The sequence below is a fragment of the Streptomyces sp. NPDC030798 genome, from assembly GCF_055572275.1.
Genome location: NZ_JBVIDR010000011.1, coordinates 166,674 through 179,106 on the forward strand (window position 1 = coordinate 166,674; position 12,433 = coordinate 179,106).

At 69.6% G+C, this 12,433-nt stretch carries 11 protein-coding genes; 4 read left to right on the forward strand and 7 right to left on the reverse strand.

Annotated features, from left to right (window positions below; all coding sequences use genetic code 11):
• Positions 1 to 51 precede the first annotated feature (51 nt).
• Genes ACZ404_RS25005 through ACZ404_RS25020 form a run of 4 tightly spaced genes read right to left on the reverse strand, consistent with a single transcriptional unit; the run spans position 52 to position 6,392 of the window.
• Positions 52 to 441 carry an Imm50 family immunity protein gene (locus ACZ404_RS25005; protein WP_468443467.1) on the reverse strand — a complete coding sequence of 130 codons (390 nt, stop codon included), beginning with the start codon at positions 439 to 441 and terminating at the stop codon, positions 52 to 54.
• A gap of 28 nt (positions 442 to 469) precedes the next feature.
• Positions 470 to 5,128: a putative T7SS-secreted protein gene (locus ACZ404_RS25010; RefSeq protein ID WP_468443469.1), complete on the reverse strand. Its 4,659-nt coding sequence runs from the start codon at positions 5,126 to 5,128 to the stop codon at positions 470 to 472.
• Positions 5,128 to 5,757: a hypothetical protein gene (locus ACZ404_RS25015; RefSeq protein ID WP_468443471.1), complete on the reverse strand. Its 630-nt coding sequence runs from the start codon at positions 5,755 to 5,757 to the stop codon at positions 5,128 to 5,130. Before ACZ404_RS25015 ends, ACZ404_RS25010 begins: the two co-directional genes overlap by 1 nt.
• On the reverse strand, positions 5,754 to 6,392 hold the full coding sequence (locus ACZ404_RS25020; protein ID WP_468443473.1) for an SseB family protein: 639 nt from the start codon (positions 6,390 to 6,392) through the stop codon (positions 5,754 to 5,756). Before ACZ404_RS25020 ends, ACZ404_RS25015 begins: the two co-directional genes overlap by 4 nt.
• A 209-nt stretch (positions 6,393 to 6,601) precedes the next feature.
• Between ACZ404_RS25020 and ACZ404_RS25025 the strand changes: the two genes are divergently transcribed.
• Positions 6,602 to 7,705 carry a GNAT family N-acetyltransferase gene (locus ACZ404_RS25025; RefSeq protein ID WP_468443475.1) on the forward strand — a complete coding sequence of 368 codons (1,104 nt, stop codon included), beginning with the start codon at positions 6,602 to 6,604 and terminating at the stop codon, positions 7,703 to 7,705.
• 29 nt (positions 7,706 to 7,734) lie between these two features.
• Here ACZ404_RS25025 and ACZ404_RS25030 read toward each other — a convergent pair whose 3' ends face one another.
• Together ACZ404_RS25030 and ACZ404_RS25035 are read right to left on the reverse strand one after the other, a co-directional pair.
• Positions 7,735 to 8,016, reverse strand: a complete 282-nt coding sequence (locus ACZ404_RS25030; protein WP_468443477.1) for a DUF4031 domain-containing protein — start codon at positions 8,014 to 8,016, stop codon at positions 7,735 to 7,737.
• A 7-nt stretch (positions 8,017 to 8,023) separates the two neighbouring features.
• A complete protein-coding gene (locus ACZ404_RS25035; RefSeq protein ID WP_468443479.1) occupies positions 8,024 to 8,407 on the reverse strand; it encodes a hypothetical protein in 384 nt (127 codons plus the stop codon).
• A gap of 55 nt (positions 8,408 to 8,462) precedes the next feature.
• Here ACZ404_RS25035 and ACZ404_RS25040 point away from each other — a divergent pair, with 55 nt between their 5' ends.
• Both ACZ404_RS25040 and murQ read left to right on the forward strand, forming a co-directional pair.
• Positions 8,463 to 9,368 carry a MurR/RpiR family transcriptional regulator gene (locus ACZ404_RS25040; RefSeq protein ID WP_468443481.1) on the forward strand — a complete coding sequence of 302 codons (906 nt, stop codon included), beginning with the start codon at positions 8,463 to 8,465 and terminating at the stop codon, positions 9,366 to 9,368.
• 79 nt (positions 9,369 to 9,447) lie between these two features.
• The gene (gene murQ / locus ACZ404_RS25045) at positions 9,448 to 10,371 is read left to right on the forward strand and encodes an N-acetylmuramic acid 6-phosphate etherase (RefSeq protein WP_468443483.1); all 924 of its coding nucleotides are present in this window, start codon (positions 9,448 to 9,450) and stop codon (positions 10,369 to 10,371) included.
• A gap of 134 nt (positions 10,372 to 10,505) precedes the next feature.
• On the opposite strand, the gene ACZ404_RS25050 is transcribed toward murQ, so the two are convergent.
• On the reverse strand, positions 10,506 to 11,702 hold the full coding sequence (locus tag ACZ404_RS25050; RefSeq protein ID WP_468443770.1) for an RNA-guided endonuclease InsQ/TnpB family protein: 1,197 nt from the start codon (positions 11,700 to 11,702) through the stop codon (positions 10,506 to 10,508).
• A gap of 152 nt (positions 11,703 to 11,854) precedes the next feature.
• Between ACZ404_RS25050 and ACZ404_RS25055 the strand changes: the two genes are divergently transcribed.
• Entirely contained in the window at positions 11,855 to 12,427 is a 573-nt protein-coding gene (locus ACZ404_RS25055; protein WP_468443485.1) for a hypothetical protein, read from the forward strand.
• Positions 12,428 to 12,433: the final 6 nt, after the last annotated feature.

Here is a 12,433-nt window from a genome sequence, read left to right on the forward strand (position 1 = left end):
CTGAGAACGCACGGTGGGGCACCTCCATCCACCGGGAAGCGAAGAGAGCAATCAGGACTCATTGGCATACGCGACCAGACTCGAAATGAAGGCAATGTCGGAGGCTGCCGCGATACGAGTTCCAGGCGACGTCACATTGACAGTCAGCCCATCCTCTCCGAAAATTGAAATGTCCGCCGTAATATCTGCCGCGAAGCCTTCCAGTGCGATTTTACGGAGTCCGCCGAACGAGATCTCCACCTGCACAGTATTGAAGCCCTGTAGCTCCCATTTACGCGGCGGCTGTTCCGGATAGTAAGGCAGATCCAAGCGCAGCTTCAGCGTCGGCCCGTCCCTCTGCAGAGCCACCTCATGGACGCGAACTCCGAGGAGATCAGGGACTTTTCCCTGATAAACAGCAACAATCCCTTCCGGATTATGCAGCAATGATGTCCAAGACATGTCGGCTCAATCCTCCACCCTGGCCGGATTAGTACTCATAATGCTGGGCAGTTCCCGGGACCTTACCAGTTCGCGGGTTTTCCCAGGGACGGACGTTGAAGTGAGACCCTTGGTCACCTACCCCACCCTCACCATAGTAGTGACCGTACCCATGGTCTTGAATAATTACCCTACTGCCGTCCCTGCGTGTATACACGTACTCCCGCGTCATCACAGGATTATGCGCAGCGTCCATGACCTGTTGCCCAGTTCGGTCGGTCATGGGAACCCTACGAATCTCGTCGGGCTGCTGCGACATTGGAATACCCAAGTCGCGCTTTGCCTCCCGAAAGGCAGCGTTTCGGCTACTTGCATACTTGTGTGAAGGATTATCGGGACACCCTTCTGGTGCGAGCCCGAGAGGATCGCCCCAGGTGTGCGGATTGTGTACGTAGGTAGAGGGATTAGGGCTGGGCGCCAGCCCTAGGGGGTCAGGAGTCAGATACCGGGCGGTCTCCGGATCGTAATGGCGGAAGTAGTTATAGTGCAGTCCCGTTTCCGGGTCGTAGTACTGGCCCGGGAAACGGAGTGGTGTGTAGGCCGTGCTCTTTGCCTCCCATGCCGTGGTTCCCCACAGTGTGCTGCGGGTACGCCAAGCGATGTCGCCCTGTTCGTCGATGAGCTCGCTCGGGGTGCCGACCAGGTCGGTGACGATGGCGAAGAAGCGGGAGTCGATCTCCTCCTGAGAGGAGTCCACCGCGGTGATGCGTTCCGTCTGGGCCAAGGGGTGCAGGCCCCGGTGGTCCCAGGTGAGGGTCACCGGGTTCGGCAGGTCGGGTGACGTTGTGGTCTGTTCGCAGAGGGTGGTGCCGTCCCACGTGAAGTCGACCCGTTCCAGGACTGTGTCGCCATCGGTTGCCATACGGAGTTTCGCCGTGCGCCGGCCTAGCGGGTCGTAGGTATAGCGCCAGCGGGTGCCGTCGGGGGTGACTACCGAGGTCAGGCGGTCCTCGGTGTCCCACTCGTAGTGCCAGGTGTCCGGCTTGCGGGACAGGCGGGTTTTCTGGCGGAGGGTGATGCGGCCGAGCGTGTCATGCTCGTAACGGACATTGCCGGCGCGGGTGATACGGGTGCCGGTGTAGAGGCGGGGGCCCACTGACTCCTTGCCGGGGTGGCTGGACGGCCACATCGCCTGCGTCTGGTTGCCCGCCCCGTCGTAGGCGTACCGTTCCGTCCAGTTCGCCGCGTGGACCGCCGTGACCCGGCCCGCCGCGTCCAGGTCGAAGCGGCGGGAGCCGGAGAGCTGGTCGTCGATGCCGATCAGGTTGCCGTCGGCGCGGTAGGAGTACGCACGGTGCTGCGCCGTGCGGCCGCCGGGGCCGGTCACCGACTGGGTTGTCAGGCGGCCCAGCACGTCAAGGGTGTGCTCGAGTGTGATCGCCTCGCCGATGTGGCGGGAGAGTTCCTGGCCTGCCTCGTCGTAGGTGAAGTCGATGGCCCGGCCCGATGCCACCATGCCGGTGCGGCGCCCCGCCTCGTCGTAGGACCAGGTTGTCGTGGCGCCGGTCGGAGTCGTCCGGCCCGTGCGCCGGCCCAGTTCGTCGTACGTGTACGTGAGTGTGCGGCCGTTGACCGTTTCCGAGATCAGGTGGCCCTGGCGGTCGCGGAGGAGGGTCAGGGTCGCGTCGTCGGTGGTGGCCTGGGCGAGGTTGTCGGTGAAGTCGTAGGCGTAGGTCGTGACCTTGCCGGCGGCGTTCTTACGGACCACCTGGCCGAGTTCGTTGCGTTCGAAGGAGACCACCTCGCCGAGAACGTTTCTGCGGGAGGTGAGGCGGTCGGCGGGGTCGTACGTGTACGTCAGCGTGCGGTCGTCGAAGTCCGTCTCCGTGACCAGGTGACCGGCGGCGTCGTACTCGTACGTCCACGTCAGGCCCTGCGGGTTGGTGACCCTGGTGAGGCGGAGGGTGGGGTCGTGGTCGAACTCGTAGCGGACGCCGTCGGGGCCCGTGCGGGCGGTGAGCAGGTCGAAGTGGGTGTACTCGAAGCGGGTGACGCCGCCGATCTGGTCGGTGTGGCTGGTGCAGTTGCCCTCGCCGTCGTAGGTCCAGCGCTCCTCGGTGCCGTCCGGGTGGACGCGTCGGGTGAGTTTCCCTTCGGTGGACCATTCGAGGCGGGTGACCGCGCCGAGCGGGTCCGTGAGGGTGGTGGTGCGGCCGAAGGCGTCGTACTCGTAGCGGGTGACCGCTCCCAGGGGGTCGGTGATCTCGGTGGGCTGACCGGCCCGGTTGCAGCGGATCACGGTCGTGTTGCCCAGGGGGTCCGTGACCGTCGTCAGGTGGCCCGCGGGGTCGTAGGTGTAGTGGGTCGTGCGGCCCGACGGGTCGGTCACCGAGGTGCGGTTGCCGCGGGCGTCGTAGGTGCAGCGGGTGGTGTTGCCGTCGGGGCCCGTGATCCTCACCGGGAGGCCGATGTCGTTGTACGTGGCCGTCGCCCGGCGTCCGTCGGGGCGGACGACCTCGGTCAGGTTGCCGGTCTCGTCGTAGGTGAAGGCGGTCGTGTGGCCGAGGGGGTCGGTGCGGGAGAGGAGGCGGTTGTAGCGGTCGTGGGTGTAGTGCGTGGTGGCGCCGAGGGGGTCCGTCTCCGCCAGGACCTGGGAGCGCTCGTTGATCAGGAAGTGCGTCTGGTGGCCGTGGGAGTCGGTGAGGGTGGTGGTGCGGGTGCCGGTGGCCGGGTCAGGGTCGGAGTAGGCGAACCTGCTGTGCACGTGACCCGCCTCGCCCCACTGCTCGATACAGCGGTGCCGGTCGTCGTAGACGTAGGTGAAGCGGCTGTCGTTGGTGTCGATCCAGGCGGTGATACGGCCGAGGTCGTCGGTCTCGAAGCGGAGCGGGCGTCCGGAGGAGTTGGTGACCTCGGTGAGGTGGCCGTCGGTGTAGCCGTAGCGCATCACTTCCGTGCCGGCCAGGTGCAGGGCGGTGATGCGGCCGTCCTGCGTGGTCAGGGTCACGTGGTAGCCGCTGCTGTGCTCGACGGAGACGGGTGTGCCGTCCGCGTCGTGGTCGAACGTGATCCAGTTGCCGTTGCGGTCGTCGATCTGGCGCAGCAGGGCCAGGGAGTCCGTGTGGTCCTCGAAGTGCCAGACGCGGCCGGTCTCGGGTGCCGTCACGGTGTAGCCGTCCGCGACCCGGTCCAGCGGCCAGCGCGGGCCGCGCTCCGGGAGGACGGGCAGGCCCGGGGCCGGGTGGGGGTACGTCAGCAGCATCCCCTCCTCGGCGACGAACACCACGCCCTGCGCGTCGATCGCCAGACGCTGGTCCAGCGTGCTCGACCATCTCGGGCCGAACCAGCGCCCCGACGAGTACGACGAATCGAAGGACCGGCGCAGCAGCAGCGGCAGATCCCCCGGCAGGGCGAGGTCCGTCTGCGGAAGCACCATGTGCCCGGACGCCACGTCCACCGGGTCTTCGCAGCGTTTCTGCTGTTCCGGCGTCTGTGCGCTGGAGTCGGGGTTGTCCTCGGCGTTCTCCCGAGGGGTCCTTCCGCCCGATCCCTCGGCCGCGCGTTCGCCGGCCGCGGCTTCCTCGGCCCCCTGTACCCCGTCCTCGGCGAGGCGGGCGCCGTCGACGGCAGCCGACTCCGCCCCCGCCTCCGGCAGCAGGAACTGCGGGGCCAGTTCGCCGCCAACCCCGCCGGGGTCCTCAAGGAAGGACTTCCACAGCTTGTCGCCGGTCTCGGTGGGGTGGGTGACCATGTGGACCGCGCCGCCCAGCAGTTCCACCTTGGCCTGGAGCGCCTCATACGGGTGGGTGATCGCGTACGGGTCGAGCGGGTTGGCGTTGCGGGCCAGGTTGTTCAGATCACCGAGCCCGCGCATGAAACCGCCGAAGAACCGCATGTCCTCCGTCTTGGCGGCATCCCACACATCCGCACCATCGAGCTTGACCTGATTCCAGGCCGACGGCTCCTGCGGCGCATGCTGCAACGCCACCTTGAAACGCGCGGCGGCCTCCCCGGCGAGCTGGGTGCGCTGACGGCGGGCCGCCTCCAACAGCGCCTGGGCCGCGTGCCTGGCCTCATCCCCCGGATCCTGCTCCGACGGCCTCGGCCCGGGATCGTCCTTGCCCGCCTCGACCGCCCGGTTGTACGCCTCCACCTTCTGCCGATGAGCGTCGGAGGCCGCGCTGCCCTCCCGGTACTTCGCTATCGCCTCCCGCGCCTGCGCCTGCGCCCACTCCACCGTGTGCGCGAAAGCCTCCAGCGCTCCAGCCGCCTCACCACACGCCTCGGCCGCCTGACGCCACTTGACCTGATGCGTGGCGAACTTCTTGCGGAAGGTGTCGGCGGCCTCACCCGTCCACTGCGCCGAGTCGACCTCACGCATCCCCTGCGCCACCGCACCGAAGGACACCGCGAAGTGCTGCAGATGCGTCGCCGTCTCCCGCAACTTCCCCGCATCGCCGTGGATCAGCTCCTTCGGATCCTCGGTCTCACCCAGCTGCTGCTCATCGACGTGCGCACCCAGCTTGGAAGCGGTGTCATCCCCCCAGTCGTCGACCTTGTCGGCCGCCCCGTGCGCACCGGCCCAGTCCAGGGCATCACCCACACCATGGGCGCCCTCGTCGATGACATGACCCGTGGCCCGCTTGACGTGGTCGTAACCGGACTTCACCGACCCCACGACACTGTTGAACTTCCCCGTGATCGACATCAGCTGCCGTCCCCGCCCTCGGGCCGCGGACCCAGCACCTTCTCCAACGCCGCATCACGATCACCCGCCGCCCCGGTCAGATCCGGGACCGCGGACGTGATCGGGTCACCCGGAACCTCGGCCGTCGCCACGTCCCAGGCCATACCCCGGCCCGTCTCCTTCACCGTGTGGATCAGGTTCTCGCGGTCCTTCTCCCCGTAACCCGTCGTCGCCGCCGCGTGGTTGATCTGATCCAGACTCTCCCCAGCCACCTTCTCGTTGGACGCGAACGGATCACCGACCACCGAGTTGTAGGCGACCTTCAGCGAGCCCTTCACGTACTCGTCCGTCTGATGGAAAGTGCCCGCCGCCAGCCCCATCGCCTCCGCGAACGCATTTCCCTCCGCCATCAAGTCCCGCACCCCCCACTGCCACCGCTCACAGAAGGTGTGCAGCATCGCCCCCAACTGGTCGTCCCCGACCTCCATGCCGTCCATCTCCAGACCGGTGAAACCCCGGCCCGCGCCCGCCCAACCCTTCATCGTCCCCAGCGAATCCAGCTCACCCAGCGCCTTGTTGATCCCCGCCGCGATCAACCCCAGCCCCTGCACCCGCAGATCCGGCTCACCGCCCCCGCCAGGAGTCGTCACGACCCCTCCTCCCCCGTCCGACGTCCGCTTCCGCTGTCACTCTCCGTGGCACTCCCCGTGTGCGTGCCGCTGTCCGGCCGGTTCACCGCGACCGCCTCCGGCACGATCCCCACCACCGGTGGCAGCACCACCCCCCGGTCACCGTCCCCCGCGTCCACCAGCACCCCGCACGGCAGCCCGGCCTGCGCCACCGCCGGTACGCCGGCATCCAGCACAGCGGCACCCCACACCAGCCGGTACGGCCACGTCCGGTCGGTCTCGCCGCGCGCTCTCGCAAAGCGCGCCAGCGCCGCCTCGTCGGTGAACGCCAGCAGCCATCGCGCCCCCTGTGTCTCCACCGTCAGGGCCGCACCGCCCGCCCCGTACGGGACCAGGACCCGGCGACGCCGGAACTCGCCCAGCCGCGCGCGGAAGCTGCGCCGCTGGGCACGGAGTCGGGAGTCCATATCCAGGGGGGTTGCGAGGGTGAACGCGCCGGTGCTCTCCGGTTCGGGCGGGGACTCGACGGGTGGCGTCGGCCTGCTGTCCGTGCGCAGGACCGTCTGGTCCGCGATGTCCGCCAGCGCCGACCTGGGCGCCTGCGCCTCGGGCTCGTTCGTCGTCCCGACCGGGACCGTCGGCTCAGCGCTGACCACAGCGCCTTCCCCCTCACCGAAACCGTCACGTAAAAGTCGGTCACTTTCGCACAGTGAACGACCTTCAATGCTCACAGGCGTCAACCGGCGCAGACAACGCCCATCGGCCCAACAAGCAGCAAAACAAGGGTCAAGACGCCGCCCATGGACGTCACGGCCAGCCGGAAATGGTGTCGCCCGGAGCCGCTCCGCCCCCTAGGGTTCGCCCCATGCGAGCGATGAGTGGGGACGACGTTGTCGAGGCCGTCGAGGGGTGCGTGACGGCCCTTCGGGCGGGGGCGGACCAGGACTGGCGTGCCGTCAGGGCCGGGCGGCTGGACTGGAGTTGCCGGCAGACCGCCGAGCACGTCGCCAGTGATCTGATCGCCTATGCGGGGCAATTGGCCGGGCGGGCCCAGGACGCCTACGTGCCCTTCGACATCGCCGTCGAGGAGGACGCCGACAACGCCGGGTTGCTGGACGTCATCCGGACGACCGGCGTGCTGCTCGCCACCACCGTGCGCACCACCCCGCCCGGCGTCCGCGCCTTCCATCCGTACCCGTTCCGCAGCGCGGACCGCGAGGGCTTCGCGGCCATGGGCATCGCCGAAGTGCTGCTGCACACCCACGACATGGCGCAGGGCCTGGGCATCGCCCACGAACCGTCCGAGGCGCTCGCCGAGGCTGTCCTGAGTTGCATCTTCCCGCACGTCCAGCCCGGTCCGGCGCCCTGGCCGACGCTGCTGTGGGCGACCGGCCGCGGTGAGCTGCCCGGCCGTGCGCCGGTCACCGAGTGGCGCTGGCGCAACAACCTCGTCCTGCCCGCCGAACGCTTCACTCTGACCGGCATCCGCCCGGCCGCCGCCCGCGATCTGCGGCTCGGCGGGGACGGCGGCTTCGAGTGGATCGAGGGCGGGCCGTACGAGGGGACGCGGGAGGCCGCCGGGTTCCTCGTGAAGGCGTACGAAGCGGGCGTGCACCGGCCCGAGTTCGGCGTCTTCGCACTCGTACGGCACGAGGACGGGCGCGCGATCGGCGGCATCGGCTTCCACGGCGCGCCGGACGAGGAGGGCCGGGTCGAGGTCGGGTACGACCTCGCCGAGGGAGCGCGCGGCAACGGGTACGCCACCGAGGCGCTGCGCACGCTGAGCGACTGGGCCCTGGCGCGGGAGGACGTCCGGACGGTGTTCGCGACCATCGAGCGGGACAACCTGCCCTCGCAGCGCGTCGTCTCCCGGGCGGGCTTCAGCCCGGCCACCGTCGAGGAGGAGCGGATCGCACACGAGGAGAACGACATGGACGCCGGGTTGCTGCTCTACACCCGCCGCGCCTGACGTCGGTCACAGGCGTCGCGCGTCAGGCGTCAGATCGGCAGTCCCCGCACCACCCGGCCCTTCGGGCGGCGCAGGCCGGCGGCGCGCAGCAGTCGTACCACCTCGCGGCTGCTGATCTCCACCGCCCCGGCGGCAACGGCATCCGCGTACCGGTGCGACGGCAGGTCGTAGTGGTCGCGCTCGAAGGCCCGCCGGGGCACGTGCAAGGTCTCGGCGAACAGATGCAGTTCGGCGTACGACACGTCGCTCACCAGGTGCGACCACATGCGGCCGTGGCCGGGCCAGGCCGGCGGGTCGATGTAGACGGTCACGGGCGCCTCACGAGGACTGCATCCCGCCGGTGGCCCGGCCCAGCGAACCCACGGCGGCGACCTTCACGCCCGCCTTGTGGCACACCCAGTGCGGGTCGGGCCCCAGCTCCGGCTCCACGTCCAGCGCGTGCGGGTCGCCCGAGGGGCACACCGGGCACAGCGGCCAGCGGCCGTACCGCTCCAGCAGGGCGTCCTGGACGTCCTGGGCGACCAGCCCGGCGACGAAATCGGCACCGTCCGGCCACTGCTCGACCCACCAGCGGCGCTGGGCGACGGAGTCCTCGACTAGGGAGACGACGTCCGCCTCCGCGACCTGGCCCGCGACCAGGTCCGCCAGCACCAGGGCACGGGCCGCGTGCAGGGCCTGTTCAAGAGGGCTCAGGGTCGCCATGGTCCCATTGTGCGCACTCTTGACCGTGGCGCCGAACCGAAAATACCTTTCATGAGTGCCCCAGGACGTGAAGGAAATTTTCGGCGGTCCGGGCGGCTCCCTCGCCGCCAAGGTCCGCACCCTCGCCCCCTCCATGACCCGCTCCATGCAGCGGGTCGCCGAGGCGGTCGCCGGCGACCCGGCCGGCTGCGCCGCCCTCACGGTCACCGGCCTGGCCGAACTCACCGGCACCAGCGAGGCGACGGTGGTCCGCACCGCCCGCCTGCTCGGCTATCCGGGCTACCGCGACCTGCGCCTGGCCCTGGCCGGCCTGGCCGCGCAGCAGCAGTCGGGCCGCGCGCCGGCGATCACGACGGACATCGCGGTGGACGACCCCATCGCCGACGTCGTCACCAAGCTGGCCTACGAGGAGCAGCAGACCCTCGCCGACACGGCCGCCGGGCTGGACACGGCCGCGCTGGGCGCGGCCGTCACCTCGCTCGCGGGGGCGCGTCGTACCGATGTGTACGGCATCGGGGCGTCCGGGCTCGTCGCCCAGGACCTCACGCAGAAGCTGCTGCGCATAGGGCTCATAGCCCACGCGCACAGCGATCCGCACCTCGCGGTGACCAACGCGGTGCAGTTGCGGGCGGGCGACGTCGCCATCGCGATCACGCACTCCGGGTCGACGGGGGACGTCATAGAGCCGCTGCGGGTCGCGTTCGAGCGCGGGGCGACGACCGTCGCGATCACCGGCAGGCCCGAGTCGCCGGTCACGCAGTACGCCGACCATGTGCTGACGACGTCGACGTCGCGGGAGTCGGAGCTGCGGCCCGCGGCGATGTCCTCCCGGACCAGTCAGTTGCTGGTAGTGGACTGCCTGTTCGTGGGCGTCGCGCAGCGGACGTACGAGAGCGCGGCGCCCGCGCTGGCGGCGTCGTACGAGGCGCTGGCACACCGGCACCGCGCCCACCCGAGGTGAGATCGCGCCGGCCTCGCGCCCACCCCCCGTGAGACTCCAGGTGAGTGAAAGCCATCGACAGCGGAGAGAGCCACCCCCCATGACCTCCCATGACCTGCGTACACAGTTGGAGTCCCTGACCACCGAGACCTTCCGGCCCGAGCTTGCCGGGATCGACCGCCTGTCCACCCTCGAGATCGCCCGTCTCATGAACGGGGAGGACGCCGGTGTGCCCGCCGCCGTCGCCGCCCGGCTGCCGGAGATCGCCGCCGCCATCGACGCCGTCGCGGAGCGGATGGCCCGGGGCGGGCGGCTCGTCTACGCCGGGGCGGGGACCGCCGGACGGCTCGGCGTGCTGGACGCCTCCGAGTGCCCGCCCACCTTCAACACCGACCCCGACCAGGTCGTCGGCCTGATCGCGGGCGGCCCCGAGGCCATGGTCACCTCCGTGGAGGGGGCCGAGGACTCGCCGGAGCTGGCCCACCGGGACCTCGACGCGCTGAAGCTCACCCCGGACGACACCGTCGTCGGCATCTCCGCCTCCGGCCGGACGCCGTACGCCGTCGGCGCCGTCGCACATGCCCGGGCGCTCGGCGCCCTGACGATCGGGCTGGCCTGCAACGAGCACAGCGCGCTCGCGGCCGCCGCCGAGCACGGGATCGAGGTCGTCACCGGCCCCGAACTCCTCACCGGCTCCACTCGCTTGAAGGCGGGCACGGCGCAGAAGCTGGTGCTCAACATGCTGTCGACGATCACGATGATCCGGCTCGGCAAGACGTACGGGAATCTGATGGTCGACGTCCGCGCCTCCAACGACAAGCTGCGCGCCCGGTCCCGGCGCATCGTCGCACTGGCGACGGGGGCGGGCGAGGAGGAGATCGAGAAGGCGCTCAGCGAATCCGGCGGCGAGGTGAAGAACGCCATCCTGGCCATCCTCGCCGACGTCGACGGCCCGACGGCCGCCCGCCTGCTGGAACAGTCCGGCGGCCATCTGCGAGCGGCACTGGCGGTCGCGGGCGACTGAGAGTCACGGCAGGAGGCGGGGCGGGTTACCGTCGGACTGCCGACTCCCCCGGCCGGCATCGCCCGGACCCGCAGACGCCCGACAAAGGACCACGGACCGACCTTGACACTCTCCTCCCTGAAGGGAGGAGATTCTTACGGCTCGCGCCGTGAGACTTCCTGTTTCCTCGCCGACTGCCCGCCCGGAGTGCTCCGTTGAGGTCTTACACCAGCTCCACAGGCCGACACCGCCCGTCCGGCGGCCAGCAGGTTCTTCGCTGCGTTCACGTCCCGGTCGTGGGTCGTGCCACAGCTGTCGCACGTCCACGTGCGGACGTGCAGCGGCATCTTCTCCTGCAGGGTGCCGCAGGTGGAGCAGAGCCTGGACGAGGGGAAGAAGCGGTCCACCGCGATCACTTCCCGCCCGTACCAGGCGGCCTTGTACTCCAGCATGCTCCGGAACTGCGACCACGCGGCATCGCTGATGGCGCGGGCCAGGCTCCGGTTCTTGACCATGGTGCGTACGGTCAGGTCCTCGATCACGATCGTTTGGTTCTCACGAACGAGACGAGTGGTCAGCTTGTGCAGGCCGTCTCGCCTGCGGTCGGCGATCCTGGCGTGGATCCTGGCGACCCTTTGCCGGGCCTTGGCCCGGTTCGCCGATCCGCTGGTCTTCTTCGCCATGCGGCGCTGGGCCAGCGCGAGCCGGGCACGGTCCTTACGCTCGTGCCTGGGGTTGGCGATCTTCTCACCGGTCGAGAGGGTCAGCAGGTGGTCCAGGCCGACATCCACGCCCACGGCACCCTTCGCCGCGGGAAGCGGCTTCACCGATGCGTCTTCGCACAGCAGGGAGACGTACCAGCGCCCGGCCGCGTCCTGGGACACGGTCACCGTGGACGGCCTTGCCCCTTCGGGCAGTGGTCGCGACCAGCGGATGTCCAAGGGATCACGCATCTTGGCCAGCGTCAGCCGGCCGTCGCGGAAGCGGAAGCCGCTGGTGGTGTACTCGGCGGCCTTGTGGGACTTCTTCTTCGACTTGAAGCGCGGGTACTTCGCCCGCTTGCCGAAGAAGTTGGTGAACGCCGTCTGGAGGTGCCGAAGGCACTGCTGGAGCGGAACGGACGAGACCTCATTGAGGAACGACAGTTCCTCGGTCTTCTTCCACGCCGTCAGCATCGCCGAGGTGGCGTTGTAGTTCACGCGCTCCTGCCGCACCCACGCCTCGGTACGGGCGGCGAGCGCCATATTGTGGACCTTGCGGACGCACCCGAACGTGCGCGACAGCTCGGCTGCCTGCTCGTCCGTGGGATAGAAGCGGTACTTGAATGCCCGCTTCACATGCGCCGTGGCCACGCTCGCAAACCAGCGGCACTGCACATAACGATCAAACCTGCGGGTTGGAGCACGGTCTTTCGCCCTGGCGGCGAAAACCCGCACCCTGCCCTGCTCCGCAGGAGTCCGTTTCCCCTCCGCCGTGAACGGCGGAGTATCCACGGAGAAACCTGATGAACCACGCCCAGCTCGCCGCCCTCGGCCGTGCCCTCCGGTTGGTCGGGGAGCACGGGGAGGCGCTCACCGCCGACACCCCGGACGCCCGGCTGCACGAGATCAAGGCCGATCTGCGGCGGGCGCTGGATCTGCTGGACGAGAGCGTCACCACCGGCGCGCCCGTCACACGCTGCCCCGAGCATCCGCAGGGGCCCGTCGACAAGAGCGCCCCCGATCTGTGCCTGCTCTGCGAGACCCGGCGGCGGGCGGCCCGCCGGGCGGAGTACCAGAGCGGCGGCGGCGCGGAGGCGGCACCCGTGGCCTCCGCGCCCTCCCGGTACGGCGTGCGCGGGGACCGGCCCCAGCCCCAGCAGCGGTGGCTGCCGGAGCTGTGGAACGGGCGGGAGTGGCAGCTGTGCGGCACGCCCCGGCGGGACCGGCGGGAGGCCGAGGCGTATCTCGCCGCCCAGCGGCGCGGGTCGCGGCCCGCCATGGCGTACCGGCTCGTGCACGAGTTCACCGACTACGAGGTGCTGCGCGTGTGGGGCACGCCCGTGTACGTCGACATCGAGCCCATGGGCAACCTCTAGGGTCTT

Bases quoted from the DNA above. Each gene is read 5' to 3' on its own strand.
- ACZ404_RS25005 (WP_468443467.1), bottom strand. From the start codon at position 441: ATGTCTTGGACATCATTGCTGCATAATCCGGAAGGGATTGTTGCTGTT.
- ACZ404_RS25010 (WP_468443469.1), bottom strand. From the start codon at position 5,128: ATGTCGATCACGGGGAAGTTCAACAGTGTCGTGGGGTCGGTGAAGTCC.
- ACZ404_RS25025 (WP_468443475.1), top strand. From the start codon at position 6,602: ATGCGAGCGATGAGTGGGGACGACGTTGTCGAGGCCGTCGAGGGGTGC.
- ACZ404_RS25035 (WP_468443479.1), bottom strand. From the start codon at position 8,407: ATGGCGACCCTGAGCCCTCTTGAACAGGCCCTGCACGCGGCCCGTGCC.
- murQ (WP_468443483.1), top strand. From the start codon at position 9,448: ATGACCTCCCATGACCTGCGTACACAGTTGGAGTCCCTGACCACCGAG.
- ACZ404_RS25055 (WP_468443485.1), top strand. From the start codon at position 11,855: ATGAACCACGCCCAGCTCGCCGCCCTCGGCCGTGCCCTCCGGTTGGTC.